At 73.3% G+C, this 23,663-nt stretch carries 24 protein-coding genes and 1 tRNA gene; 13 read left to right on the top strand and 12 right to left on the bottom strand.

The features are described from left to right. The first annotated feature begins 96 nt into the window (after nt 1-96). The 3 genes from FF36_RS13185 (at nt 97) to bioB (ending at nt 3,586) form a co-directional block, all read left to right on the top strand. Nucleotides 97-1,368 carry an 8-amino-7-oxononanoate synthase gene (locus FF36_RS13185; RefSeq protein ID WP_082121888.1) on the top strand — a complete coding sequence of 424 codons (1,272 nt, stop codon included), beginning with the start codon at nt 97-99 and terminating at the stop codon, nt 1,366-1,368. Then, nucleotides 1,365-2,081, top strand: coding sequence for a dethiobiotin synthase (gene bioD, locus FF36_RS13180; protein WP_044885349.1), 717 nt, complete (start codon nt 1,365-1,367; stop codon nt 2,079-2,081). The genes FF36_RS13185 and bioD overlap by 4 nt, the downstream gene beginning before the upstream one ends. Before the next feature lie 437 nt (nt 2,082-2,518). Next, complete coding sequence (bioB, locus tag FF36_RS13175; RefSeq protein WP_370657217.1) at nt 2,519-3,586, top strand: biotin synthase BioB; 1,068 nt, start codon at nt 2,519-2,521, stop codon at nt 3,584-3,586. Nucleotides 3,587-3,671: 85 nt separating this feature from the next. Here bioB and bsaP read toward each other — a convergent pair whose 3' ends face one another. Both bsaP and FF36_RS13170 read right to left on the bottom strand, forming a co-directional pair. Further along, the gene (bsaP, locus tag FF36_RS32745) at nt 3,672-3,866 is read right to left on the bottom strand and encodes a biotin synthase auxiliary protein BsaP (RefSeq protein ID WP_055408282.1); all 195 of its coding nucleotides are present in this window, start codon (nt 3,864-3,866) and stop codon (nt 3,672-3,674) included. Between the two features lie 209 nt (nt 3,867-4,075). Next, nucleotides 4,076-4,306: a biotin/lipoyl-binding carrier protein gene (locus FF36_RS13170; RefSeq protein ID WP_011607058.1), complete on the bottom strand. Its 231-nt coding sequence runs from the start codon at nt 4,304-4,306 to the stop codon at nt 4,076-4,078. A gap of 160 nt (nt 4,307-4,466) precedes the next feature. Between FF36_RS13170 and FF36_RS13165 the strand changes: the two genes are divergently transcribed. Both FF36_RS13165 and FF36_RS40805 read left to right on the top strand, forming a co-directional pair. Next, nucleotides 4,467-5,429 carry a DUF5317 domain-containing protein gene (locus tag FF36_RS13165; protein ID WP_236706078.1) on the top strand — a complete coding sequence of 321 codons (963 nt, stop codon included), beginning with the start codon at nt 4,467-4,469 and terminating at the stop codon, nt 5,427-5,429. A gap of 32 nt (nt 5,430-5,461) precedes the next feature. Then, a complete protein-coding gene (locus tag FF36_RS40805) occupies nt 5,462-5,536 on the top strand; it encodes a 50S ribosomal protein bL37 (RefSeq protein ID WP_369299096.1) in 75 nt (24 codons plus the stop codon). A gap of 81 nt (nt 5,537-5,617) precedes the next feature. On the opposite strand, the gene FF36_RS13160 is transcribed toward FF36_RS40805, so the two are convergent. From FF36_RS13160 to FF36_RS13145, 4 genes are all read right to left on the bottom strand, one after another. After that, nucleotides 5,618-6,571: an NAD-dependent epimerase/dehydratase family protein gene (locus FF36_RS13160; protein WP_044885398.1), complete on the bottom strand. Its 954-nt coding sequence runs from the start codon at nt 6,569-6,571 to the stop codon at nt 5,618-5,620. Nucleotides 6,572-6,735: 164 nt separating this feature from the next. After that, nucleotides 6,736-7,020: a mycothiol system anti-sigma-R factor gene (rsrA, locus tag FF36_RS13155; RefSeq protein WP_044885346.1), complete on the bottom strand. Its 285-nt coding sequence runs from the start codon at nt 7,018-7,020 to the stop codon at nt 6,736-6,738. After that, complete coding sequence (locus FF36_RS13150; protein WP_041939803.1) at nt 7,017-7,628, bottom strand: sigma-70 family RNA polymerase sigma factor; 612 nt, start codon at nt 7,626-7,628, stop codon at nt 7,017-7,019. Before FF36_RS13150 ends, rsrA begins: the two co-directional genes overlap by 4 nt. A gap of 239 nt (nt 7,629-7,867) precedes the next feature. After that, nucleotides 7,868-8,707 carry an alpha/beta hydrolase family protein gene (locus tag FF36_RS13145; protein WP_044885397.1) on the bottom strand — a complete coding sequence of 280 codons (840 nt, stop codon included), beginning with the start codon at nt 8,705-8,707 and terminating at the stop codon, nt 7,868-7,870. Nucleotides 8,708-8,736: 29 nt separating this feature from the next. Between FF36_RS13145 and FF36_RS13140 the strand changes: the two genes are divergently transcribed. Beyond that, a complete protein-coding gene (locus FF36_RS13140) occupies nt 8,737-9,525 on the top strand; it encodes a methyltransferase domain-containing protein (RefSeq protein ID WP_044885345.1) in 789 nt (262 codons plus the stop codon). On the opposite strand, the gene FF36_RS13135 is transcribed toward FF36_RS13140, so the two are convergent. Continuing rightward, entirely contained in the window at nt 9,522-10,811 is a 1,290-nt protein-coding gene (locus tag FF36_RS13135; protein WP_044885344.1) for an amidase, read from the bottom strand. The two genes, FF36_RS13140 and FF36_RS13135, sit on opposite strands and share 4 nt — an antisense overlap. Nucleotides 10,812-10,865: 54 nt before the next feature. On the opposite strand from FF36_RS13135, the gene aroA reads away from it, so the two are divergent. The 4 genes from aroA (at nt 10,866) to FF36_RS13115 (ending at nt 15,033) form a co-directional block, all read left to right on the top strand. Further along, nucleotides 10,866-12,188, top strand: a complete 1,323-nt coding sequence (aroA, locus tag FF36_RS13130) for a 3-phosphoshikimate 1-carboxyvinyltransferase (RefSeq protein WP_044885343.1) — start codon at nt 10,866-10,868, stop codon at nt 12,186-12,188. A 107-nt stretch (nt 12,189-12,295) separates the two neighbouring features. Then, nucleotides 12,296-13,282, top strand: a complete 987-nt coding sequence (rsgA, locus tag FF36_RS13125; RefSeq protein WP_044885342.1) for a ribosome small subunit-dependent GTPase A — start codon at nt 12,296-12,298, stop codon at nt 13,280-13,282. A 99-nt stretch (nt 13,283-13,381) separates the two neighbouring features. Next, nucleotides 13,382-14,221, top strand: coding sequence for a histidinol-phosphatase (gene hisN / locus FF36_RS13120; protein ID WP_044885341.1), 840 nt, complete (start codon nt 13,382-13,384; stop codon nt 14,219-14,221). Between the two features lie 92 nt (nt 14,222-14,313). Beyond that, nucleotides 14,314-15,033 carry a glycerophosphodiester phosphodiesterase gene (locus FF36_RS13115; protein ID WP_044885340.1) on the top strand — a complete coding sequence of 240 codons (720 nt, stop codon included), beginning with the start codon at nt 14,314-14,316 and terminating at the stop codon, nt 15,031-15,033. Between the two features lie 322 nt (nt 15,034-15,355). Here the strand turns inward: FF36_RS13115 and FF36_RS13110 are convergent, their stop codons facing one another. From FF36_RS13110 to FF36_RS13100, 3 genes are all read right to left on the bottom strand, one after another. Continuing rightward, nucleotides 15,356-15,499, bottom strand: coding sequence for a hypothetical protein (locus FF36_RS13110; RefSeq protein ID WP_235487522.1), 144 nt, complete (start codon nt 15,497-15,499; stop codon nt 15,356-15,358). 454 nt (nt 15,500-15,953) lie between these two features. Next, entirely contained in the window at nt 15,954-17,204 is a 1,251-nt protein-coding gene (locus FF36_RS13105; RefSeq protein WP_044885339.1) for an alpha/beta fold hydrolase, read from the bottom strand. A gap of 12 nt (nt 17,205-17,216) precedes the next feature. After that, nucleotides 17,217-18,647 (bottom strand): gamma-aminobutyraldehyde dehydrogenase, encoded by a 1,431-nt coding sequence (locus tag FF36_RS13100; protein ID WP_044885338.1) that lies wholly within the window; start codon nt 18,645-18,647, stop codon nt 17,217-17,219. 189 nt (nt 18,648-18,836) lie between these two features. Between FF36_RS13100 and FF36_RS13095 the strand changes: the two genes are divergently transcribed. Further along, nucleotides 18,837-20,195: an NAD(P)/FAD-dependent oxidoreductase gene (locus FF36_RS13095; protein ID WP_044885337.1), complete on the top strand. Its 1,359-nt coding sequence runs from the start codon at nt 18,837-18,839 to the stop codon at nt 20,193-20,195. 319 nt (nt 20,196-20,514) lie between these two features. Here the strand turns inward: FF36_RS13095 and FF36_RS13090 are convergent, their stop codons facing one another. Continuing rightward, the gene (locus FF36_RS13090) at nt 20,515-21,918 is read right to left on the bottom strand and encodes an aspartate aminotransferase family protein (RefSeq protein WP_044885336.1); all 1,404 of its coding nucleotides are present in this window, start codon (nt 21,916-21,918) and stop codon (nt 20,515-20,517) included. Nucleotides 21,919-22,146: 228 nt separating this feature from the next. Between FF36_RS13090 and FF36_RS13085 the strand changes: the two genes are divergently transcribed. Both FF36_RS13085 and FF36_RS13080 read left to right on the top strand, forming a co-directional pair. Continuing rightward, nucleotides 22,147-22,635 (top strand): Lrp/AsnC family transcriptional regulator, encoded by a 489-nt coding sequence (locus FF36_RS13085; protein ID WP_044885335.1) that lies wholly within the window; start codon nt 22,147-22,149, stop codon nt 22,633-22,635. Nucleotides 22,636-22,927: 292 nt separating this feature from the next. Beyond that, complete coding sequence (locus FF36_RS13080) at nt 22,928-23,188, top strand: hypothetical protein (protein ID WP_044885396.1); 261 nt, start codon at nt 22,928-22,930, stop codon at nt 23,186-23,188. A 294-nt stretch (nt 23,189-23,482) separates the two neighbouring features. On the opposite strand, the gene FF36_RS13075 is transcribed toward FF36_RS13080, so the two are convergent. After that, nucleotides 23,483-23,559: transfer RNA gene (locus FF36_RS13075), tRNA-Met, on the bottom strand. Between the last annotated feature and the right edge of the window lie 104 nt (nt 23,560-23,663).

Genomic DNA, 23,663 nt, shown 5'->3' with positions numbered 1-23,663 from the left:
GCGAGGGTTCCCACGGGTCGCAGACTGCCAGACGGACCGGGGCTGCGAGCTGGCGGGCACCCCCGCGGGACCCTCCGGGCCCGTACGCTCGCCGTCGTGACCGTCGACAACGCCGCCGCGGCCGTGGTTCCCGGTACGCGCACGGAGCCACAAACCGCCGCAAGCGTAGCGAAGACCACCACCGAGCCCACCGGCGACCCGCCCGCGGCCGATCCGCTGGCCTGGCTTGCCGATCATGCCTGGAGCCGCGAGGTGGCTGGCCTGCGCCGCCGGCTGCGCCCGCGCACCCTGACGCCCGCCGCGGATGGTTCCCAGGTTCGCGTCGACCTCGCCAGCAACGACTACCTCGGCCTCGGCCGCCATCCCGCGATCGTCGAGGGGGCGGCGCGCGCCCTGCGGGAGTGGGGCACGGGATCCACCGGCAGCCGGCTGGTGACCGGAACGACCGCCCTGCACGGCGAGCTGGAGGCGGCGCTCGCCGACCACGTGGGCTTCGCCGGGGCGCTGGTCTTCTCCTCCGGCTACACGGCGAACCTGGGCTGCCTGACCGGGCTGGCCGGCCCCGGCGACCTGATCGTCTCCGACGCGCTCAACCATGCCTCGATCGTGGACGCCTGCCGGCTGTCCCGGGCGCGGGTGGCCATCACTCCGCACGGCGACGTCGCCGCCGTGACCGCCGCCCTCGCCGCCGGCGGCTGGCGCCGCGCGCTCGTGGTGACCGAGTCGGTGTTCTCCGCCGACGGCGACGCCGCTCCCCTCGCCGAGCTGCACGCCACGGCCCGCGCCCACGGGGCGGTTCTCGTCGTCGACGAGGCGCACGGGCTCGGCGTGGTCGGCCCGGCCGGACGCGGCGCGCTGGCCGCCGCCGGGCTCGCCGGCCAGCCGGACGTGGTGGCCACGGTCACCCTGTCGAAGGCACTCGGCGGCCAGGGCGGCGCGGTCCTCGGCACGGCGGCCGTCCGCGAGCACCTCATCGACACGGCCCGCGCCTTCATCTTCGACACCGGCCTCGCCCCGGCGAGCGTCGGCGGGGCGCTGGCGGCGCTGACGCACCTGCGGGCCCATCCGGAGCTGCCCGCCGCGGTCCGGCGCCGCGCCGGCGAGCTCGCCGCGCTCACCGGGGCGCCGCGCCCGGCCGGCGCGGTCGTCTCGGTCCTCGTCGGCGAGCCGGAGCCGGCGGTGGCCGCGGCGGCGACCTGCCTGGCGCACGGGGTGGCGGTCGGCTGCTTCCGGCCGCCGACGGTGCCCGCGGGCACGAGCCGGCTGCGGCTGGCCGCCCGCGCCGATCTCAGCGACGCCGACCTGACACTCGCGACCGAGGCGTTCGCCGCCGCCGGGGTCCTCGCCGCCGAGGTGCCCGCCCGGTGACGCTGCTGGTGATCACCGGTACCGGCACCGAGGTCGGCAAGACGGTGGTGACCGCGGCGCTGGCCGCGCTCGCCCACGACCGCGGCCACGCCGTCGCGGTGGTCAAGCCGGCGCAGACCGGGGTCCGGCCCGACGAGCTGGGAGACGTCGATCTGGTCGCCGGGCTCGCGGGCATCCGCGACGTCCACGAGCTGGCCCGTTACCCCGACCCGCTCGCGCCGGCGGCCGCCGCCCGCCGGGCCGGACGACCCGCCGTCGACCTCGGCGACGTGGCGGCCCGGATCGGCAAGCTCGCCACCGACCACGACCTCGTCCTCGTCGAGGGGGCCGGCGGTCTGCTGGTGCGCTACGACGACAACGGCGCGACCCTGGCCGATCTCGCCCGGCTGCTCGCGGCGCCGGTGCTCGTCGTGACGGCGGCGGGACTCGGCGCGCTGAACGCCACCGCGCTGACCCTGGAGGCGCTGGCCCACCGCGGCCTCGACCTCGCCGGCGTCGTCATCGGATCCTGGCCGCGCGAGCCGGACCTGGCCTGCCGCAGCAACCTGACCGACCTGACCGACCTGGCCGGCCGACCGCTGGCCGGGGCCCTGCCGGCGGGCGCCGCCCTGCTGAGCCGGCCCGAGTTCCTGGCGACGGCCCGGCAGTCACTCGAACCCGCCCTCGGCGGTACCTTCCGTGCACGGCAGTTCCGTGCACGCCACCCCCTATAGGGCGATTCCCTTGCGTTTCCACAGGCCTACCCGTCCGCATTGTCCCTGTAGAAAGGCAAGGGAGCGTAGGAGGCGGTAGGCGGCGACGGAGCCGATGGCTGGCGGAGCCGATGGCTGGCGGAGCCGATGGCCGGCGGAGGCCGGCGGCGGCTGCCGACTGCCGGCCCGCTGGATGCACGGAGGACGGACGCGGGTGACGAACGTGCCCGACGTCGCGCGGGAAAACCGGGCGGCGCAACGGGCGCGGGTTCGACAATGGAGGGCGCGCTCCGACCGATCCGACGACAAGCCCACCCGCGAATATCGACAAATCCCAATACAACTAGCAAACCGGACAAGCCGAACCGAGACACCGGTTCGATCAGCCCACCCGACGACGAGCCGACCCACCACCACCGAGCGCATCTCCTCTGCCGACGTCCCGCCTGGAGGCCCCCGTGACCGCACCCGTGACCGCGCACACCGCCCCGGCGACGGTGCCACCGCCGGCGCCGGCCGCCGCCGGGCAGGACCCGGCCGCTCTGCTTGCCCACGCCCGGCGTGAGGTGCTCGAGGCCGGGCGGGGGCTCGACGAGGCTGGCGTGCTCGCCGTCCTGCGGCTGCCCGACGAGTACCTGGGCGACGCCCTCGCGCTCGCCCACGAGGTCCGGATGCGCTGGTGCGGGCCGGAGGTCGAGGTCGAGGGCATCATCAGCCTGAAGACGGGCGGCTGCCCGGAGGACTGCCACTTCTGCTCGCAGTCGGGCAAGTTCGACTCGCCGGTGCGCTCGGCGTGGCTCGACGTGCCCTCGCTGGTCGAGGCGGCCCGCCAGACCGCGGCCACCGGCGCCACCGAGTTCTGCATCGTCGCGGCCGTTCGCGGACCCGACGCCCGGCTCATGTCCCAGGTCCGCGAGGGGGTCGCGGCCATCCGCGCGGCCGTCGAGATCAATGTCGCCTGCTCGCTGGGCATGCTGACCCAGGAACAGGTCGACGAGCTCACCGCGATCGGTGTGCACCGCTACAACCACAATCTCGAGACGTCCCGCTCGCACTTCCCCAAGGTCGTCACCACCCATAGCTGGGAGGAGCGCTGGGAGACCTGCGAGATGGTGCGCGCGGCCGGCATGGAACTGTGCTGCGGCGCGATCCTGGGGGTCGGGGAGTCGCTGGAGCAGCGGGCCGAGCTCGCCGCCCAGCTCGCCGTGCTGGAGCCCGACGAGGTGCCGCTGAACTTCCTCAACCCGCGGCCGGGTACCCCCTTCGGCGACTACCCGCCGGTGCAGCCGCGCGACGCGCTGCGCGCCATCGCCGCGTTCCGGCTGGCTCTGCCCCGGACGATCCTTCGCTACTCGGGCGGCCGGGAGATCACCCTGGGCGATCTGGAGGCGCAGGGGATGCTCGGCGGCATCAACGCCGTGATCGTCGGCAACTACCTGACGACGCTGGGCCGGCCGGCCGAGTCGGATCTGAAGATGCTCGCCGACCTGAGCATGCCGATCAAGTCGCTGCAGGCCACGCTGTAGGACTGCGCCCGTCTCCGGCCGGCCGGCTCGCGCGCGGCGCGGGCCCTGGCCGGGGGCGGGCTGGCGGGGGGCGGGCGGGGCGGAATCAGGCGTTGGTGGCCGTCTTGAGGCCGTGTTCGGTGCAGCGCGCCGACCAGCCCGCGGGGGTCACCTGCACCACCATCCGCCGCCGGCAGACCCGGCAGTAACGCGGGGGTTCGAGCTCACGGGCCCGCGCGCACGCCTCATGACTGCCCACACTGGCCAACTGACCGCAACGGTCACAGAACGAAGCGTCCACGAACGTCAGCTTAGGGCATGGCACGACGCAGCCCGTAGCCGACGGCGGGGCCGACCCGCAAGCGGCTCGCCGCGGATCCCGGCGGGCCCGATGGTCACGCCGGGCGCCGGGCGGAACGGGCCGGCCCGAACGGGCCGGCATGAACCGGGATGAACCGGGCCGGATGGACCGGCCCGGGTACTTCAACCCCGGATGAAACCGGGCGGGGCTCAGCCCGCGGCGACCGGCTCGACCACGGCGATCAGGTCGCCGTCCTGGACGACATCGCCCTCCTGGACCGCGATCCTGGCGACCGTGCCGCCATCCTCGCTGATCACCGGGATCTCCATCTTCATGGAGTCGAGGATGACGAGGGCGTCACCGGCGGCCACCGGGTCACCCACACCGACGACGACCTTCCAGACGTTGGCCACCATCTCCGCGCGGACTTCCTCGGCCATCGGGCTCCCTTCAGCGGCGGGTCGAACCTGGCAAGAGCCTAGTGCCCCCGGTCACCCGGACCAACTGCCCTGCGCCCACAGGTGTGTTCGCACCGCAGCACAGAGGCGACTCGACCGCCCGGTGTTGGGACTGTCCGGCGTAACCCCGCAGACTACGGATGTGCTTGTACTTCTCGTGCTGACCCTGGTGTGCGGGCTGGGCGTCGGCCTGGCCCGCGGCGGAACCCTCGGCGCCCTCGCCCGCGTCCACGTCCTGCGCCCGTGGTTGTTCGCCGCGGTGGTCCTGGTACTGGCGGTGGGCGGGCTCGTCCCGGCGCTGCACAGCCCCGCCTGGATCGTGGCGGCGGTGCTTGCCGCGTTGTTCGCCGGCATGAACAACCGACTGCCCGGGCTCGGGCTGCTGGTGACCGGCATCATCGCCAACGCCGCCGTCATCACGGCGAACGGCGGGCAGATGCCGGTGTCGTTGTGGGGCGCGGGCCGGGCCGGCGTTTCGATCGACGACATCCTCACCTCGGCCTTCCACACCCCCGCCGGGGACGGCACGAGCCTGCGGCTGCTCAGTGACATCATTCCGCTGCCCTTTCCGGGGGCGCCGGCGGTGGTGAGCATCGGCGACGTCGCGATGGCCGCGGCGCTCGGGCTGTTCGGTGCCGTGACCCCGGTGCGGGCCTGGCGCACGCTGCGAGCCCGACGCCAGGCGGCGCTGGCCGGCGCGCCGCCGGCGGGGTACGGCGGTGCGGACGGCCTGATCGGCTCCGACGACCACTTCGGTCAGGACGACCGGCTCGGCCACGACGAGCGCCTCGCCGACGACGACCAGCCAGGTCACGACGACCACGCTGGTTGGGATGAGCCCGACGTTCATCCCTACGCGAACGACGTGCTCGACGGCGGCTCACGCAGGGGCGCCGTGGTGGTCCCCGAGGCCGGGTCCGCCGGGAACGTCCACCTGGTCGGGCAGGTCGGCGACGGCGGGGGCGACGGCCACCGTGCGGCCGACAGGCGGGACGCGGCCAACAGGCGGGACGCGGACGACGCCACGGACGGCGACACGGACGGCGGGGGTGAGGGCCCCGCGGGCAGGTCGGTCACCACCCGCCGGCCCGGGCTGGCACGATGACTCCACATTCGATTGACGGAGGGGAGGACGCCATGGCGAAGAAGAAGCGCAAGCGGCGCGCGCGGGCCAAGAGCAAGGCCAACCACGGCAAGCGCCCGAACACCTGAGCAGCCCCGGACACCGAGGCAGCGCTGAACACCTGACCAGCTCGGCGGGCCGTGCGCGCACGGCCCGCCGCCAGGCGCCGCTCAGGCCGCGGCGACGGTCTGCCGGCGCAGCCAGGCGACGGTCCGCGCCAGGCCCGCGTCGAGGTCGACCTCGGGTCGCCAGCCCACCAGCCGCTCGGCCAGGCCCACGGCCAGGGCGATGCGGGCCAGCTCGCCGGGACGCGCCGGCGCCCGCAGCGGGGTGTCGGGCGCGCCGATGATGGCGGCAATCCGGCTGTGCAGCTCCCGGACGCTGGTCTCGACGCCGGTGCCGATGTTGAGCCGGCTGCCGGCGGCGGCGTCCACCGGCAGCACCCGGGCGAACGCCTCGGCCACGTCGCCGACGAACACGTAGTCCCGGCTCGCGGTGCCGTCACCGAAGATCTTCGCTGGCCGGCCGGCCAGCATGGCCGTGCCGAAGATGGCGACGACGCCCGCCTCGCCGTGCGGATCCTGCCGCGGCCCGTAGACGTTGGCCAGCGCCAGGGCGGTCGAAGCCAGGCCGTGGGTGGCCCGGTAGACGTTGAGATACAGCTCGCCGGCGGCCTTGCCCGCGGCGTACGGGGACTCGGGCGCCACCGGCGCGGTCTCGTCCACCGGCAACCGCGCGGGCGAACCGTAGATCGACCCGCCGGACGACGTGTGGATGACCTTGGACGTGCCGGCGAGGCGGCTGGCCTCGAGGACGTTGATCGTGCCGAGCACGTTCTGCCGCGCGTCGCGCAGCGGGTCTGCGACGCTGACCCGGACGTCGATCTGGGCCGCCAGGTGGGCGACCACCTCGGGTCGCACCCGGTCGGCAAGGGCGAGCAGCTCGGGCGAGGTGACGTCGAGCTGCTCGAAGGAGAAGCGGGGGTCCGCCGCCGCGGCGGTGAGGTTGGCCAGGCGGCCGGTGGACAGGTCGTCGACGCCGACGACGCTGTGACCGTCGGCCAGCAGCCGGTCGGTGACGGTGGAACCGATGAAGCCGGCCGCGCCGGTGACGAGGATGCGCACGAGACAGGACACTAGCCCGCACTCCTGTGCACTTCCTGTACACCAGGTGACCGCGAACGCCGTGGCGGCCAGGCGCCGTCACGGCGGGTGCTCGCGTTCGATGAAACGGGGCAGTGAAGCGGGGCAGTGAAGCGGGGCGGCCTCGCGGCCGGGCTACCGGCGCCCTACTCGGGCCGGAACTCCGTGGCGTCCGCCTCCACCCGGGCCGACCGGAGCCGGGCCAGGACACTGGTCCGCAGCGAGTCCGGCGCTCGCTCCCCGCCGCACTTGCGGGCGACGAGCATCTTCACCTCGTGTTCCACGCCGAACTCGCGCAGGCACGGGGAGCACTCGTCGAGATGCGACCGGATGAGGTTCTGCTGGCCGCCGTCGCACTCACCGTCGAGGTACAGGAAGACCGCGTCCAACACCTTCCGGCAGTCGATCTCGTGCTCACCACCGCAGCTCACGACGCACCACCCTCGCCGTCGGCGGACCCGGCGCCCACCAGCCCACGACCCGCCGCGTACTGCTCCAAGGACTTGCGCAGACCGCGTCGTCCACGGTGCAGCCGGGACATCACGGTCCCGATCGGCGTTCCCATGATCTCCGCGATCTCCTTGTAGGCGAAGCCCTCGACGTCGGCGAGGTACACCGCCATCCGGAAATCCTCCGGCAACGCCTGCAACGCGTCCTTGATGTCGCTGTCGGGCAGGTGCTCCAGCGCCTCGGTCTCCGCGCTCTTCAGGCCGCTGGACGTGTGCGACTCCGCCTCGGCGAGCTGCCAGTCCTCGACCTGCTCGGTCGGGCTCTGCAACGGCTGCCGCTGCCGCTTGCGGTAGGTGTTGATGAAGGTGTTGGTGAGGATCCGGTAGAGCCACGCCTTGAGGTTCGTGCCCTCCTGGAACTGATGGAAGGCCGCGAACGCCTTGACGAAGGTCTCCTGGACGAGGTCCTCCGCGTCGGCCGGGTTGCGGGTCATCCGCAGGGCGGCCGCATAAAGCTGGTCGAGGTACGGGAGGGCGTCGCGCTCGAACCGCGCGCCCCGCTCCTCGGTGGTCTCGTCGACCAGGATCACTCCCTCACCGTCACGCTGTGCAACGGCCCACTCCGCGTTCCGGGTTTCGGGTCGGACGGAACCGGACCGTCTCTCCGGAGCGGACGATACCCCGACCACGGTCTCGGCGCGCATCGGCACGACGGCCACAGGGGGCCATTGTGGGACATGTCGCGACTGCGCCGACGGCTGCCGGTGCGTGGCGTTCGCAGGAGTCATGAGACCTCCGTGACCTCGTGAGACAACGACGTCAACGCCGATCACCCCGCGGCTGATTCCCGCCCCGGGCCCGACGGGCCCATTCGGTCGAGCAGGAATGCGGCACCGATCCGGGCGGCCTCGGCGACGGCCTCGCCGGCCGGCCGGCCGTCCCGCACCCGGGTCCGGAAGGAGTGGTCGCCGCCCGCGACGAGGTGCACCCGCCGGTCAAGCGCCGGATCCGGCTCCGGTCGGCCGAAGGTGTCCCGGTCGCCCTGGACGACGAGGACGGGCACGCCGGCGCCGTCGAGCTCCCCCTGTCGCGACGGCTTCGGACCGCCATTCGCGGTGGTGCCCGGCGGCCGCAGCGGGAAGCCGAGGGCGAGCACCCCGCACGCGCCGGACCCGGCGGCGACCCGCATGGCGACCCGCGAGCCCATCGACACCCCGGCGAGGGCCAGCGGGCGCGGCGTCCCGAGCGCCTCGATCGCGGCGGTGGCCACCGCGTCGAGGCGGGCCGGTCGGTCCGGCGCCCGGCGCCCGGCCACCCGGTAGGGCATCTCCAGCCGGGCGACCCGCACCCCGGCGGCGCCCAGCCGGGCGGCCAGCGCGTCGAACAGGGGCGTGTCGACGCCGCTGCCGGCCCCGTGCAGGAACACGACGGTCGACTCGCCGATCCCGGGAACCACCCGCAGCCGCCCGCCGTCCACAGCTATGCAGGCACCATCAGCTCCGCAGGCACCGTCAGCCCCGCAGGCACCGTCACCGGACGTAGGTCCGGGGCCGGCGTCAGGGGGTGGCGGGACCGGCGCGCATCGATCCGACACAGCAGGGAAGGACACGGCGTGGTCGGGCGCAGAATCTGTCAGACTTCCACCTTGAGTGTGTGACTTGCCTCGCATCATTGCCTCCCGAAGGGTAGGAAAGCTTCATGCTGCCTGGCCTCGACGCCGACCCAGGCCCGCCCCGTGGACGAGCAAACACCCTGGTCTGCGAGGCTCCGGCCGACAGTGACGATCCGTACTGGGCCTTCTATGAGGAGGTCGCGTCGGCCCAGTTGCGGGAGTGGCTGCCGGCGCAGCCGGCGCGGGTGCTTGACGTCTCCGGCCCCCGGGCCCGCTTCGCCCGCCAGATGGTGACCGCGGGTCACCAGGTCGTGCGGGTGGTGGCCCAGGCCGAGCCGGCCGAGCCGGCCGCCGGCCCGGGCGCGCTGCTGCCGGTCGTGGGCGACGCCCGCTCGCTGGACTGGTTCTCCCCCGTCTCGTTCGACGCGGTGCTCGCCGAGGCACGGGCACTGTCGTTCTGCCTGGCCACGGAGACCACCCTCGACGAGATCCACAGCATGCTGCGCCCGGGCGGGCGGCTGCTGCTCTGCGTCGACTCGCTGCTGCTCGGCCTCGCCCGCCTCGCCGAGCAGCATCGCTGGGCGGAGCTGTCCGACGTCCCCCGCGCCGACGTGGTGCTCGTTCCCGCCGAGGACGGCACCATCACCCGCTGCTTCTGGCCGGAGGAGCTGCGGGCGCTGCTGACCAGCGCCGGCTTCGTCGTCGACTGGATCCGGCCGCGCACGGTGCTGTCCGCCGAGGCGGTCAAGCGGGCCGTGGCCGAGGACGTCTCCTGCTTTCCCACCCTCGTGCGCACGGAGGTGGAGCTCTCCGCCGAGCGCGAGGGCGAGTCCATCGGCATCCACCTGATCGCCTCGGCCCGCCGGCCCGCCTAACCGGTCCACCGGTCCGGTGCCGGCGACGGCCAGGGGACGAGCCGTTCCAGTGCGGCGACGAGGCGCAGCAGACGGCCCTCCTCGCCATGACGGCCGACGATCTGCAGCCCGACCGGGCAGCCGTCGGCGGTGAAACCCGCGGGCACGCTCACCGCCGGCTGCCCACTGAGATTGAATGCCCAGGTCAGGCTCACGCTGCGGACCTCGCCGGGGCCCGCATGCGGATGCGGCCGGTTAGGCGTTGTCGGCGTGAGCAGCACGTCCGCCCGAGCAAGCACGCCCGCGAGGCATCGGTCGTTATGCGCGCGCACCGCCGCGGCGTTTGACGCGGCCGCAGTCCCAGCGGCCGCAGTCCCGACAGCCGCAGTCCCAGCGGCCGCAGTCCCGGCAGCCGCCGTCCCCGGGCCCGCTGACGCCGCTCTCAGTGCGGTCCACGCCGCCTCCGGGTCAAGCAGCTCGACGGGCACGTCCGTCCAGGCCAGCACGCCCGCGGCGGCAAGCCGGTCGGCGGCGGCCCGGCTCACGGCGACCACCTCCGGCTCGGGCCTGGCGAAGCCAAGCGTCGACGACCAGACGGCGATTCCGAGCCGCCCGCCCTCCCGCTTGCCCCCGGGAGGCACCACCGGCGGCACCTCGCTGGCGCCGGCGACGACCGCCCACCAGGCCGCCGCGTCGGCGGCGTGGCGGACGATCGGGCCGGGCACGGTCAGGCCGGCGCGGTCGGGGCCGGGGAAGCGGCCGTTGGTCGGCTTGAGCCCGACCACGCCGCACCAGGCCGCGGGGATGCGGGTGGAGCCGGCGCCGTCAGCGGCGGTCGCGAGGGGAACGACTCCGCTGGCCACGGCGACCGCCGAGCCCGCCGACGATCCACCGGGCACCCGATCGGGCCGCCACGGGTTCACCGTCGGGCCGCGGGTGGTGTGCCCCCAGGTCTGCCAGGGATGCGCCGTTCGGATCGGCACCGCCGTCGCCCCGATCACGATGGCCCCCGCGGCGAGCAGCCGGCGGGTCGTGGGCGCCGTGACGTCGCTGCCCGCCTTGACCGCGATCGGCACACCGGCCAGCGGCAGCTCGGCGCCGCGGGCGAGCGCCCGGCTGACCAGGCTGGCCCGGTACGCGGCCCAGGCCGGCCAACAGGAGGTGAAGGCCCGCAGCGCGCCGTCGGTCTCCCGCAGCCGGGTCAGGGCCGCCTCGACCGGGGCCTGCGGGGCGATCAGCCCGGCGCGGACCAGCGCGGCCAGCTCGGTGGCGCCGAGCGCCGGGTACTCACGGCGCACATGATTCATCGGCCCGTCCGGTACCGCCGGCGCCGGGGGCGGCCGACCATCCGGCATGCTGTCATGGTGAGCATCCTGACCGGCCCCGAGGCCACGGGCACGCAGTCCGACCCGTGGCCGGCCCCGACCGCGCAGCGCCCCGTGACGGCTGTCGTCCCGGTGCCCGGCGCGAAGTCCGGCACGAACCGGGCGCTCGTTCTCGCCGCCCTGGCGAACGGGCCGTCCCGGCTGCGCGGCGCCCTGCGCTCGCGCGACACCCTGCTGATGGCGGGGGTGCTGCGCGCGCTGGGTGCCGAGATCAGCACCGACGGGCCGGACTGGGTCGTGCGACCCGTGCCGGCCGCGCGCCTCGCCGCCGGCACGCGGGCCGAGTGCGGCAACGCGGGCACCGTCGCCCGGTTCACCCCGGCCCTGGCCACCCTGCGCGAGGGCGACGTCGAGTTCGACGGCGACGCCCGCATGCGCGACCGGCCGCTCACTCCGCTGCTCGGCGCGCTGCGCCGGCTCGGCGCCGACATCGACGGCGACCGGATGCCCTTCACCGTGCGCGGCCGCGGTCGGCTGCCCGGCGGCGAGGTCACCGTCGACGCCTCCGACTCCAGCCAGCTCGTCTCCGGCCTGCTGCTCGCCGCCCCCCGCTACGACGCCGGGGTCACGGTCGTGCACCGCGGGGCGCGCCTGCCGTCGGGCCCCTACCTGGACATGACGGTCGCCGACCTGCGGGCGGCGGGCGCGGTCGTCGAGGTCGCGCCGCCCGGCACCGACGGCAGCCGGCGCTGGCGGGTGGAGCCCGGCGAGCTCACCGCCGCCGACCGGGCCATCGAGCCGGACATGAACAGCGCCGCGGCCTTCCTCGCGGCCGCGGTCGCCACCGGGGGGCGGGTGGTGGTGCCGGACTGGCCCGAGGCGACGGAGCAGCCCGGTCGGATGCTCCCCACGCTGCTGGCGGCGATGGGCGCCACGACCGAGCGCACCGCAGCGGGGCTGGCGGTCAGCGGCGGCGGCGGGATCCACGGGATCGACGTCGACCTCGGCGACTTCGGGGAGGCCGCGCCCGTCCTGACCGCGCTCGCCGTCCTCGCCGACTCGCCGTCCCGGCTGCGCGGCATCGGGCACCTGCACCTGCACGAGACCGACCGGCTCGTCGCCCTCGCCCAGGAGCTCGGCAGTCTGGGGGCACGGATCACGGTGACCGACGACGGGCTGGCGATCGAGCCGGCGCCCCTGCGCGGCGCGCGCCTCGACCCGCGCGGCGACCATCGGCTGGCCATGGCGTACGCGGTGGTGGGCCTGGTCGTGCCGGGGATCGTCATCGACGACATCGCGACGACCGGCAAGACGGTGCCGGACTTCCCCCGCATGTGGACGGCGATGCTGGCCGGATGAGCCCTGGCGGAATGAGCCCTGGCAGTTTGAGCCCTGACAGTTTGAGCCCTGACAGCTTGAGCCCTGACAGCTTGAGCGACGCGGCGAACCGGGCTAGGGGCTAGCCGATGGCCCGCGAACTGGACGAGGACGATGTCCGGGTGCGACCGGGGCGCAGCTCGCGTCCCCGGACCCGGGAGCGGCCCGACCACGCCGAGGCGGTGCCGGCGGTGGTGGTCGGCGTCGACCGTGGCCGCTACACCTGCCGGCCGGGCCCGACGCCGCAGCGGCTGGTCGCCGCGGTGCGCGGCGGGTCGATGCGCCGCACGTCGGTGGTCGTCGGGGACCGGGTCGCGCTGGTGGGCGACGTCTCGGGGACGTCCGGGGCGCTGGCCCGGCTGGTGCGCCGCGAGGAGCGCACGAGCGTCCTGCGGCGCACGCCCGACGACACCGACCCGGCGGAGCGGCCGATCGTCGCGAACGCCGACATCCTGGTCATCGTCTGCTCGGTGACCGATCCGGTGCCGCGGCCGGGCCTCATCGACCGCTGCCTGGTCGCCGCCTACGACGGCGGACTGTCCCCGGTGCTGTGCCTGACCAAGACCGACCTGGCCGACCCCGCGCCGCTGATCGAGCTGTACCGGCCGCTGGGATTCCCGGTGCTGACGACCCAGCCGGACTGCGACCTCGACCCGCTGCTGGCGCTGCTGACCGACCGGGTCAGCGTGTTCTTCGGCCACAGCGGGGTCGGGAAGTCCAGCCTGGTCAACCGGCTGGTGCCGGCCGCGGACCTGGCGATCGGCGAGGTCAACGCCGTGACGGGCCGCGGCCGGCACACGTCGTCGGCGGCCGTGGCGCTGCTGCTCCCGGGAGGCGGGACGGTGATCGACACACCGGGGGTCCGGTCGTTCGGCCTCGGCGCGGTGGCACCGAACCGGGTGCTGCGGGCCTTCTCCGACCTCGCCGCCGCGGCCGAGCACTGCCAGCCCGGCTGCGAGCATCTCGCCCCGTCGCCCGACTGCGCGCTGGACTCGGCGGTGCGCGACGGCGAGGCCGACGCCGCCCGGCTCGCGAGCCTTCGCCGCTTGCTGGCGGCCCGCGGAACCCCCCTATGAGAATGCAGCTCGCGAGATTCGTCACACTCTTCCCGCCACGCGGGGCCTGCCGTCCGCGTCACCGACGCGCCAGGGGGCTCGGCTCGTAGTCTCGCAGGCGTGACCCCGCCTAACCCCACCTCCGTGGGCACCGAATCGACCGAGGACATCGACGCCGTTGCCGTCGCCGACGATCTCGCGCTCGCGCTGAGTCTCGCGGACGCTGCCGATCGGATTACTCTTTCCCGTTTCCAAGCCGTCGATCTGCACGTCGAATCCAAGCCGGACAACACCCCGGTCTCCGACGCCGACACCGCCGTCGAATCCATGATCCGTGAGCGGCTTGCCGTCGCCCGGCCGGGGGACGCCGTCCTCGGCGAGGAGGAGGGGCTCGTCGGCGCGGGTGCCCGGCGGCGCTGGATCCTCGACCCCGTCGACGGGACGAAGAACTTCGTGCGTGGCGTGCCGGTCTGGGGCACTCTGCTCGGCCTGGAGGTGGACGGCCAGATGGTCGTCGGCGTGGCGAGCGCACCCGCGATGAGCCGGCGCTGGTGGGGAGCCCGGGGCACCGGCGCGTTCACCCGGGACGCCACCGGCGACACCCGGGCGCTCAAGGTCTCCTCGGTCGGCCGGCTGGCGGACGCGTTCATGTCCTTCGCCTCGGTGGAGGGCTGGCGGACCGCGGACCGGCTCGACCAGTTCCTGCACCTGGCCGACCAGGTCTGGCGGACCCGGGCCTACGGCGACTTCTGGTCGCACATGATGGTCGCCGAGGGCGCGGTGGACCTCGCCTGCGAACCCGAGGTGTCCCTGTGGGACATGGCGGCGCTGCAGGTCATCGTCGAGGAGGCCGGCGGCCGGTTCACCGACCTGGCCGGCCGCCGCGGCCCGGGCCACGGCACCGTGCTGACGACCAACGGCCACCTGCACGACGTCGCGCTGCGTTCCTTCAACCCCTGAGTCCCCGCGCAGCCACGGGGCGCCCCGGTGGCGCCCCGCCGGGTTACACCGGACGGTCCTGACAGTCGGATGACGGAGATGAGTGGCGGCCGGTGATCGGCTTCGCGCATCGCGGGGCGCCGGCCCCGCACCAACGGGAGAACACCCTGCCCGCGTTCCGCCGTGCGTTGGCCGGCGGGGCCAGCGGGTTGGAGTCGGACGCCTGGCTGACCGCGGACGGGGTGGCGGTGCTGCACCACGACGGGGTGCTCGGACCGCCTGGCCGGCGGCGGCGGATCAGCGATCTGACCGCCGACCGGCTGCCCGGCTGGGTGCCGTCGCTGACCGCGTTCTACGCCGAACTCGGCACGTCGTTCGAGTTCAGCCTCGATCTGAAGGGGCCGCCCGGTGGCTGGGCGCCCGCGGCGGACGCCGTGGTCGCCGTGGCCCGGCGGGCGGGCGGAAGCTCGGCGGCCCGGCGGCTGTGGCTGTGCGGGAACCTCCCGGAGCTCGCCGCCTTCCGGGATCGTGACCCGGACGTGCGCCTGGTGAATTCCACGTCGATGCGCACCGTGATGGATGGTGGCGGGATCAGCACCTACGGCGAGCGGCTGCGCGCCGCCGGGGTGGCCGCGCTGAACCTCCGGACCCGGGAATGGACGCCCCCGCGCGCCGGGATCGTCGGCGTTCTGCACGACCTCGGTATCGCCGCGTTCGGTTGGGATGCGCAGAGCACAAGCACGCTGGTACGCCTGGCCGGATACGGGCTCGACGCGGTCTACAGCGACCATCTGGCGCGGCTGGTGCGGGTCACCGGTTCCGCTGCGGCATAGCGCCGGACCAGCAGCATAGCGTCGGACCAGCGGATGAGTCGGAAGCACGGGCGGCGCATCGGGGCGAATTGGTTGACGAAGCCGACGTAGTCGCCCATTGCGTTGTGCGCAGCGTGACCTGACTCCGGCGCACCGTCATATCGTCGACGGTTAGGTTGGCTTGAGGTAGCTATAGGGACCACCGACGGAGAGTGGCCACGAAAGATCGGCCGACCGGCCCGATGGATTGGCCCGCAGAAGCGATTACCGCGCGGTTGACGACGGTGGGCGACCATGGCTCACCGTGGCACTTTCCTGACACCCGGATGACGGGCGACTCCGCTCAGTCCTCCTCGGCGACTTTCAGCATCTGCTCCGGAAACCCGGTGCGTTCCGCCACATGCTCGACGGAGTAACCCTGTCGCACCAGGTCACGGGCCTGCTCCAGCGTCCAGCCCCGCCCGGGGTCAACCCGGCTGACAACCACTTCACTCGCCTGGTGCCGTTCCTGCGGCCAGCTGAGTCGTGCACGGCGTGCCAAGGGTCGACCTCCGAGATTTGAGGACTTTGGTGTTACGCCACCAAGGATAGGCCATATTGACGTCGGCCTGCCCGTTGAACTCCACGATAGCGGGTGGCGACCTGTTAATGCAGACCCGCGCCGAAGGCTGTGCATCATCCGAACGCCGGGTGGCCCGAACAGGCGACCATGCACAAGGTACGAGTGGGCAGGATCTCCGTCGACCCCGGGAACTTCCCGGTGACGAAGAGCGTCGAGGAGAGCGGTTCAGCCGAGAAGGCATGACCGCATCTGTCCGGGGGCCTTCCGGCCCACCCATCGCTTAGCCGTCCATCCGCGGCCGCGAGGGCATAGACCGAACCGCGGTGCGCGACGCCGGCCAGGTCGAACCCGAAACGGCCTGATACCGGCCCGCGAGCCCTCAGCCGACGGGTGCGCCCGGATCGGGCGGCCCGCCCCGGCCGGTGCCCCGCGACGGCCGCTCCCCTACCCGCGACGCCCCCACCCGCGGCTTCCCCACCCGCGACGTCCCCGAACGGGGGGACTCGGCGGTGGTGGCGTTCACGGTGCCGGTTTTCGTCTCGATCGTGTAGTTTGTCTCGATCGCGGTGTTCGTCTCGATCGCGGTGTTCGTCTCGGTGCCGGTGTTCGTCTCGGTGCCGGTGCTCTCGGTGCCGGTCGTGGCAGCCGCCGTGGGCGAGGCCGGGATGCCGGGATCGTCCATCGGCCGGGGGGTGCGCTCCTCCCGGCCGTGTTCGCGCAGCAGCATCCGCCATTGGCGTGGCGAGTGGCTCGCCGGCCTGGTCGTGGCCAGGAAATCCTCGAGAACCCGCCGGAAGCGCGCGGGATCGCTGTGATGGGGAAAATGCCCGGCACCGGAGAAGATCTCCAGCCGGCTTCCGGGCATGGCCGCATGCGCGATCCGGGCGTGATCGACCGGGATCACCGCGTCCCGGTCGCCCCAGACGATCAGCGACGGCATCCCGGCGGCCAGATAGCAGCGGTCGAGCATCGTGATGGCCTGCCCGCGGGCGTCGACGACGCTTCGTAGCGTCCGGAGGAAGGCCGCCCGCGCCGTCGGCACCCCGAGCGAGTCGCAGACGTGCAGGATGTCCTCGGCATCGCGGCCGAGGGCGGTGTGCAGTGCCCGCAGTGTCCGCAGTCCGGCCCAGCCGGCGAGCCGCACCGGCGGGATGCCCATCAGCGACATCACCGTGCCGGCGCCCGGCAGCGCCGCGGCCCGAAGTGCCGGGTGCAGATCGGGCCCGACCCCGCCGGTGGACACCAGGACGAGCCGCTCGCAGCGCTCCGGGAACTGGTAGGCGAACTGCATCGCGACCCCGCCACCGAGCGAATGCCCGACGACCGTCGCCCGCTCGATGCCGAGCACGGTGAGCAGGTCACGCATGCCGCAGGCATAGCCGGCCACCGAGTAGTCACCGCGCGGCTTGTCCGACTCCCCGTGTCCGAGCAGGTCGGGGGCTATCACCGTGTGGCGCCGCGCGAGCTCGGGAATGATCGGCCCCCAGGTGCGGGCGTTGTCCCCGATGCCGTGGATCAGCAGCAGCACCGGTCCGCGGCCGGCGCGCAGATAGCAGCGCCGATACCCGTGGACCGTGACGAACCGCGGGGTCAGCCCCCCAGCCCCCGCACTCGGCGCACCGACGGTCATGGCCACCCCAGCTCAGAACTCGATGTTGCTCATCACGTGCTTGATCCTGGTGTAGTCCTCCAGGCCGTACACGGACAGATCCTTGCCGTAGCCGCTCTTCTTGAATCCGCCGTGCGGCATCTCCGCGACGATCGGGATATGAGTGTTGATCCATACGCAGCCGAAGTCCAGGCGGCGCGCGACCCGCATGGCCCGGCCGTGATCGCGCGTCCAGACGCTGGAGGCCAGGCCGTACTCCACGCCGTTGGCCCAGGCCACCGCAGTGTCCTCCGCGTCGAACCGCTGCACCGTGATGACCGGGCCGAAGACCTCCGACTGGATGAGTTCGTCGTCCTGGCGCAGACCGGCGACAACCGTGGCGGGGTAGAAGTAGCCCGGCCGGTCGAGGGGCGCCCCGCCGGCAAGGATCTCGGCGTGCTCCGGCGCCCGCTGGACGAACCCGCCCACCCGGTCGAGCTGGCCGGCGCTGTTCAACGGGCCGTAGTCGACGTCGGTCTCGTCCGGCGAACCCGTCGCGGTGCCCCGGGCCGCCTCGGCCAGCGCCGCGACGAGATCGTCGTGGATCCCCGGCGCGGCCAGCACCCGGGTCGCCGCGGTGCAGTCCTGGCCGGCGTTGAAGTAGGCGGCGCCGGCGATCTCCGCGGCGACGGCGGCCGGATCCACGTCGTCGAAGACGATGACCGGCGCCTTGCCGCCGAGCTCGAGATGCACCCGCTTGAGCGAGTCCGCCGCCGCCCGCGCCACCTCCATGCCGGCCCGCACGCTGCCGGTCACCGACACCATCGCCGGCCCCGGGTGCGCGACCAGCGCCCGCCCGGTATCCCGGTCCCCGCAGACGACGTTGAGCACGCCGGGCGGGAGGAACTCGGCGGCGATCTCGGCGAGCAGCAGGCTGGACGCCGGGGTCGTGTCCGACGGCTTGAGGATGACCGTGTTGCCGGCCGCGATCGCCGGGGCGATCTTCCATACCGCCATCATCAGCGGGTAGTTCCACGGCGTGACCTGCGCGCAGACCCCGACAGGCTCTCGGCGGACGTAGCTGGTGTGCCCGGCGAGGTACTCCCCGGCGGCCCGGCCCTCCAGCAGGCGCGCGGCCCCGGCGAAGAAGCGAATCTGGTCGGCGGACGGCCCGATCTCCTCGTCGATGGTGAGCTGCAGCGGCTTACCGGTGTTGGCGCTCTCCACCGCGGCGACCTCGTCGGCGCGATCCTCCAGCGCGTCCGCGAGGCGCAGCAGCGCCCGGGAACGCTCGGCCGGGGTGGTGTCGCGCCAGGTCTCGAACGCCGTGGACGCGGCGCGGACGGCGGCGTCGACGTCGGCGGGACCCGACCGCGGGGCCTCGGCGAACAGCTCGCCGGTCGACGGGTTCAGAATTGACATCGTCTCGCCGCCGGCGGTCTGACTGGAGACACCGCTGACGAAGTTGGCGAGGATCTTGTCCATACGTCTCTCCTCGTGCTGATGGTCTCCCGACCGTCCGACCGCCCGACATGTCACCACAACGATTACGATGGTTACACGAACTTCAGGCCACGGATAGCGTGAACAAAGGACCGTGACGCCACGGAAACACGCTACCCGCGCCCCGTCCAGCGGAGGGCGCACGGCCCCGGAGAAAGGCAGGTCGAAACGATGCCGGGCCGCCGACGTCCCGCCGCCGCAGCCGCCGTCCCGTCCCTGTGGCTGGATACCGCCGGCCCCGCCCCCACGCCCCGGCCGCGTCTGTTGGGCCGGCTCACCGCCGACGTCGCCATCGTCGGCGCCGGCTTCACCGGCCTGTGGACCGCCTACCACCTGCGCCGCGACGACCCGACCCTGCGGGTGGCCGTCGTCGAGCGGGAGATCGCCGGATTCGGCGCGTCCGGGCGCAACGGCGGCTGGTGCTCGGCGCTGTTCCCCGTCCAGTCGATGGCGCCGGCGATGCGGGGGCCGCTCGCGGCCACCATCGACGACATCGACGCCGTCTGCCGCGCCGAGGGCATCGACTGCGACCTCGTCAAGGACGGCTTCCTCGAACTCGCCACCACCCCCGCCCAGCTCACCCGCCTCCGCGCAACCCTCCCGAGCGTGCCCGCCGTCGACTCCGCACCGCGCTGGCTGGACGCCGACCAGGCCGCCCGCCTCGTCCGGGTGCCCGGCGCCCTCGGCGGAATCCTCGATCCGCAGTGCGCCGCGCTACACCCGGTCAAGCTGGTCCGCGGCCTCGCGACGGCGGCGCAGCGCCACGGCGCCGAGCTGTTCGAGCACTCCCCCGCCGAGCGCATCGAACCGGGTCGGGTGGTGCTGGCCGACGGCGAGATCCAGGCAGGCGTCGTCGTGCGGGCCACCGAGGGCTACACCCCCACCCTGCCCGGCCTGCGCCGCGACCTCGCCCCCGTCTACTCGCTCATCATCGCCACGGAGCCGCTGCCGGAGTCGGTCTGGGCGGAGATCGGCTGGGATCGCCGGGTCACCCTGTCCGACGGGCGCCGGCTGCTCATCTACGCCCAGCGCAGCGCGGACGGCCGGATCGTCCTCGGCGGTCGCGGCGCGCCGTACCACTTCGGCTCGCGCACCAGCCCGGCCTTCGACTCCTCCCCCGCCGTCTTCGAGCACCTCCGCCGCACCCTGGTCACCCTGTTCCCCGCCGCCGCGAACGCCCGGATCACCCACGGCTGGGGCGGCCCTCTCGCCGTCCCGCGCGACTGGACCCCCGGCGTCAGTTTCGCCCCCGACACCGGCCTGGCCTGGGCCGGCGGCTACGTCGGCGACGGCGTGGCCGCCGCCGCCCTGGCCGGACGAACCCTCGCCGACCTGATCCGCGGCCAGCACTCCCCTCGCACCGAGCTCCCCTGGGTCGTCGACCGCCGCCGCCCCTGGGAACCCGAACCGGCCCGCTGGCTCGGCATCAACGCCGGCCGCCTGCTCGCCGCGGCCGCCGACACCCGCGAGAACCGCACCGGCCGCCCCTCCCGCCTCGGTCCCGCCCTCGACCACCTCACCGGCCACTGACCCTCCTCAAGCCCGAACGGGCCGGCCGAACGCCGTCTCCGATCGCCCCGCGGATCATCAGCGACGGGTGGGCACTCAGCCCGCCGGTACACAACTCAGCGGCGATCTCCGCCGGACGGGATCCACCCGGTCGCGCGATGCGGTTCCGCGGAACACCACGATCGCCGGAGCTGGGGGCTGAAACTGGGGCTGAGGCGCGCAGCGCGGTTCCGCGGAACACCAACATCCCGCGATCGGATCGCCGCTCCAACCAGGCGGCGTTGCTGGTTGCGATCCCTCTAGGGATGATCAGCGACCCCGGCCAGGCGTGCCAGGCGGGTCAGGCGGTGAGGTCGCGGGTGAGCTGGTCGAGGCTGTCGAGGTAGCGGTCGACGTCGGCGTCGGTGTGCTGGACCGACAGGGTCCACTCCTCCTCGCGGCCGGGGGCCATCAGGACGCCGCGGTTGGCGTTGTAGAGCCAGGCGAGCTCGGGCAGTTCGGCGTTCTGGTGGGCCATGAAGGACGTGTAGTCGCGGATGGGCGCGTCGGTGAAGTGCACGCAGCCCTTGGAGCTGATCCCGACGGTGTAGCCGGGGATGCCGTGGCGGGCCAGGATCTCGTCGCAGCCGGCGATCAGGCGGTCGTTGAGGCGGTCCAGGTGCGCGTAGGCCTCGGGGGTGAGCACCTCCAGCAGGCTCGCCCGGGCCGCGGCCATGGTCAGCGGGTTGCCGTTGAACGTGCCGACCTGCTTGACCCTGTCCGAGGCGACGACTTCCATGATCTCCGCGGTCGCGCCGATGGCGCCCGACGGCAGGCCGCCGCCGAGGGCCTTGGCCAGCGTGATCATGTCGGGTCGCACGCCGAAGCGCTCGGTGGCGCCGCCGGCCGCGACGCACAGGCCGGTCTTGACCTCGTCGAAGATCAGGATGATGCCGTGCCGGGCGGTGATCTCCCGGACCGCCTCGAGGTAGCCGGGCTCGGGCAGGATGACGCCCAGGTTCATCATCGCCGCCTCCATGATGACGCAGGCGGGCAGGCGGCCCTCGGCGGCGAGGGCCTCGATCCGGCGCTCCATCGCGGCGGCGTCGTTGAACGGGACGGGCACGGTGAGGTCGATGACGGCCTGCGGGATGCCCGCGCCGTAGCCGAGGGAGTTCATGTTGTCGGCCGGACCGATGTCGTCGTAGGGCGTGCCGATCGACACCATCACGTAGTCGTGGTGGCCGTGGTACGAGCCGAAGATCTTGACGATCGTGTCGCGGCCGGTGACCCCGCGGGCGATGCGGATGGCGTCCATCGTCGCCTCGGAGCCGGAGTTGACGTAGCGCCACTGCGGCAGCCCGAACCGGCGGGCGAGCTCCTCGCTGACGATGACCGAGTCCTCGGTCGGCATGGCGAAATGGGTGCCGAGGGCGACCCGCTCGGTCACCGCCCGCACGATCGCGGGGTGGGCGTGGCCCTGGACCATCGAGCCGAAGCCGTTGTGGAAGTCGGCGTACTCGTTGCCGTCGACATCCCAGACGAGCGAACCGCGCCCGTGGGTGAGGTAGATCGGCCACGGGTCGCGGACCTGGTAGGACGAGGGCACCCCCGACGTCATCGACCGCGTCGCCCGCGCGTGCAGCCGTTCGGAACCACGGGTCCGGTTCTGCAGGCGGGCCTCCTCCCGATCGGTGAGCTCCGCCGCCCTGGCGTGAAGTGCGGCCTGGGTCACACTTGCCTCGGTAACGATCAGATTCGACACCGTCCACGCATCCCTTCAGCCAAGCGCCTACCGAAAGCGTAGCTCGACTGGCCATCGGGCGAGCGAATCCGTAGACAAAAGCGGATTCAGGTATCGCTTCCCCGTTCATTCGCTCGTAGCCATACGATGACAACGGGACGCCCTCCGAGCGGTCCGGGCCGGCGCGGCCCGACGCCCCGGCCGGCGATCGGACCGGCGCACCGCCGGGCGAGACGAGGAGGATGCCGGGTGCGGTCTCGACGGACACCCGGCCAGCGCTCCGCCTCAGACGGGCTGCTGGACGACATCAACAAGGCCATCATCGAACAGCTCCAGCAGGACGGCCGGCGCTCGTACGCGGCGATGGCGGCCGCCGTCGGGCTGTCCGAGGCGGCGGTGCGCCAGCGGGTCCAGCGGCTGCTCGACGCCGGCGTCATGCAGATCGTCGCCGTCACCGATCCGCTGCGGGTCGGCTTCCACCGGGAAGCCATGATCGGCGTACGGGTCACCGGCGACACCCGGGTGGTCGCCGCCACCATCGCCGCTCTCCCCGAGGTCGACTACGTCGTGCTCACGGCCGGCTCGTTCGACCTCATCGTCGAGATCGTCGCCGAGGATGACGAGCACCTGCTGGAACTGATCAACGATCGGATCCGTGCCCTGCCGCAGGTGCTCGCCACGGAGACGTTCGTCTACCTGCGTCTGGTGAAGCAGACCTACACCTGGGGAGCGCGCTGACGCGCCAGGGCAACAGCAACGGGCGGGCAGGGTGACGCGGGATTCAGGGGCACGAACGGGACGGCGACCGGTGGCGGCGAAGCGCGACGACGACGGCGATAAGCCGTGGTCGGAGGCATGCCCGCGCCGGGGCCGGCGGATGGGCACTCGTCGCCACGGGTGAGGCGCCCGGAGTGGGGAACGGACGCGGAGTCACGCCGCCGACACCATTCCCCGAACAACCAAGCAGTACCAACAAGAGTCCAACACGTGCAATGACACAACAACTCGGCCCAGACACGATGGGGTGAGCATGGCGCTTGTCCACCATGACCCGCAGGACGGCATACTAGTTACTCGCATTGGGCAGGCCGAGATCACCGTGCGGCCCGAGCCGCCGGCGAGCGCCGGCAAGGCTCCGGTGATCCTCCTCCGCCTGGACGCCCCCATGCTGGATACGCTCGCCGCCGCCTACCTCGACCCGGACGAGGCCCGCCGCCTCGCCCAGTCCCTGCTCCGCGCCGCCGAGGCGGCGCGACCGAGCAGTCCCTGGCGCACGCCCCGCCCCCGCTGACCCGCGCCCGGCGAATCAGCCGCGGTTCGGCCACCTCAGCGCCTGGGCCGAGGTGGTGTGCATGGAAGCGGCGCCGGCTGTCTCTTCCACAGGGATAAATCGGGCGTCGAACCCTGTGGAAGAGCCAGGTAGGCGCTCTCCCACGCACGAGACGGAGGTCGAGACCGTTCCGCGCGCCTGAGGCGTGCGGTCCGCGAGCGAAGGGGCGGGGGCCGCAGGGATCTACCGAGCAGGCAAACCGGACGATGAGAATCGAAAAGACTCCCGGAGAAATCTCCGGGAGCCTTTTCGCGGTGGTAGCGGGGACAGGATTTGAACCTGTGACCTCTGGGTTATGAGCCCAGCGAGCTACCGAGCTGCTCCACCCCGCGTCGGTGTGTCTTTACTATACAGGGCCGCCACCGGCAGATGTCAAACCGATGGCGGCCCTAATTTTGGGAACTTCCCGGCGAAGATCATAAAGGGGGCGGATCGT

The organism is Frankia torreyi (assembly GCF_000948395.1).
GTDB lineage: Bacteria > Actinomycetota > Actinomycetes > Frankiales > Frankiaceae > Frankia > Frankia torreyi.
Note: the sequence above shows the minus strand (reverse complement) of the source record. Positions and strands in the feature narration are given on the sequence as shown.

Bases quoted from the DNA above. Each gene is read 5' to 3' on its own strand.
- aroA (WP_044885343.1), top strand. From the start codon at position 10,866: ATGGTGAGCATCCTGACCGGCCCCGAGGCCACGGGCACGCAGTCCGAC.
- FF36_RS13170 (WP_011607058.1), bottom strand. From the start codon at position 4,306: ATGGCCGAGGAAGTCCGCGCGGAGATGGTGGCCAACGTCTGGAAGGTC.
- rsgA (WP_044885342.1), top strand. From the start codon at position 12,296: ATGGCCCGCGAACTGGACGAGGACGATGTCCGGGTGCGACCGGGGCGC.
- FF36_RS13145 (WP_044885397.1), bottom strand. From the start codon at position 8,707: ATGCGAGGCAAGTCACACACTCAAGGTGGAAGTCTGACAGATTCTGCG.
- FF36_RS13135 (WP_044885344.1), bottom strand. From the start codon at position 10,811: ATGAATCATGTGCGCCGTGAGTACCCGGCGCTCGGCGCCACCGAGCTG.
- FF36_RS13105 (WP_044885339.1), bottom strand. From the start codon at position 17,204: ATGACCGTCGGTGCGCCGAGTGCGGGGGCTGGGGGGCTGACCCCGCGG.
- FF36_RS13080 (WP_044885396.1), top strand. From the start codon at position 22,928: ATGGCGCTTGTCCACCATGACCCGCAGGACGGCATACTAGTTACTCGC.
- FF36_RS13095 (WP_044885337.1), top strand. From the start codon at position 18,837: ATGCCGGGCCGCCGACGTCCCGCCGCCGCAGCCGCCGTCCCGTCCCTG.
- FF36_RS13140 (WP_044885345.1), top strand. From the start codon at position 8,737: ATGCTGCCTGGCCTCGACGCCGACCCAGGCCCGCCCCGTGGACGAGCA.
- FF36_RS13100 (WP_044885338.1), bottom strand. From the start codon at position 18,647: ATGGACAAGATCCTCGCCAACTTCGTCAGCGGTGTCTCCAGTCAGACC.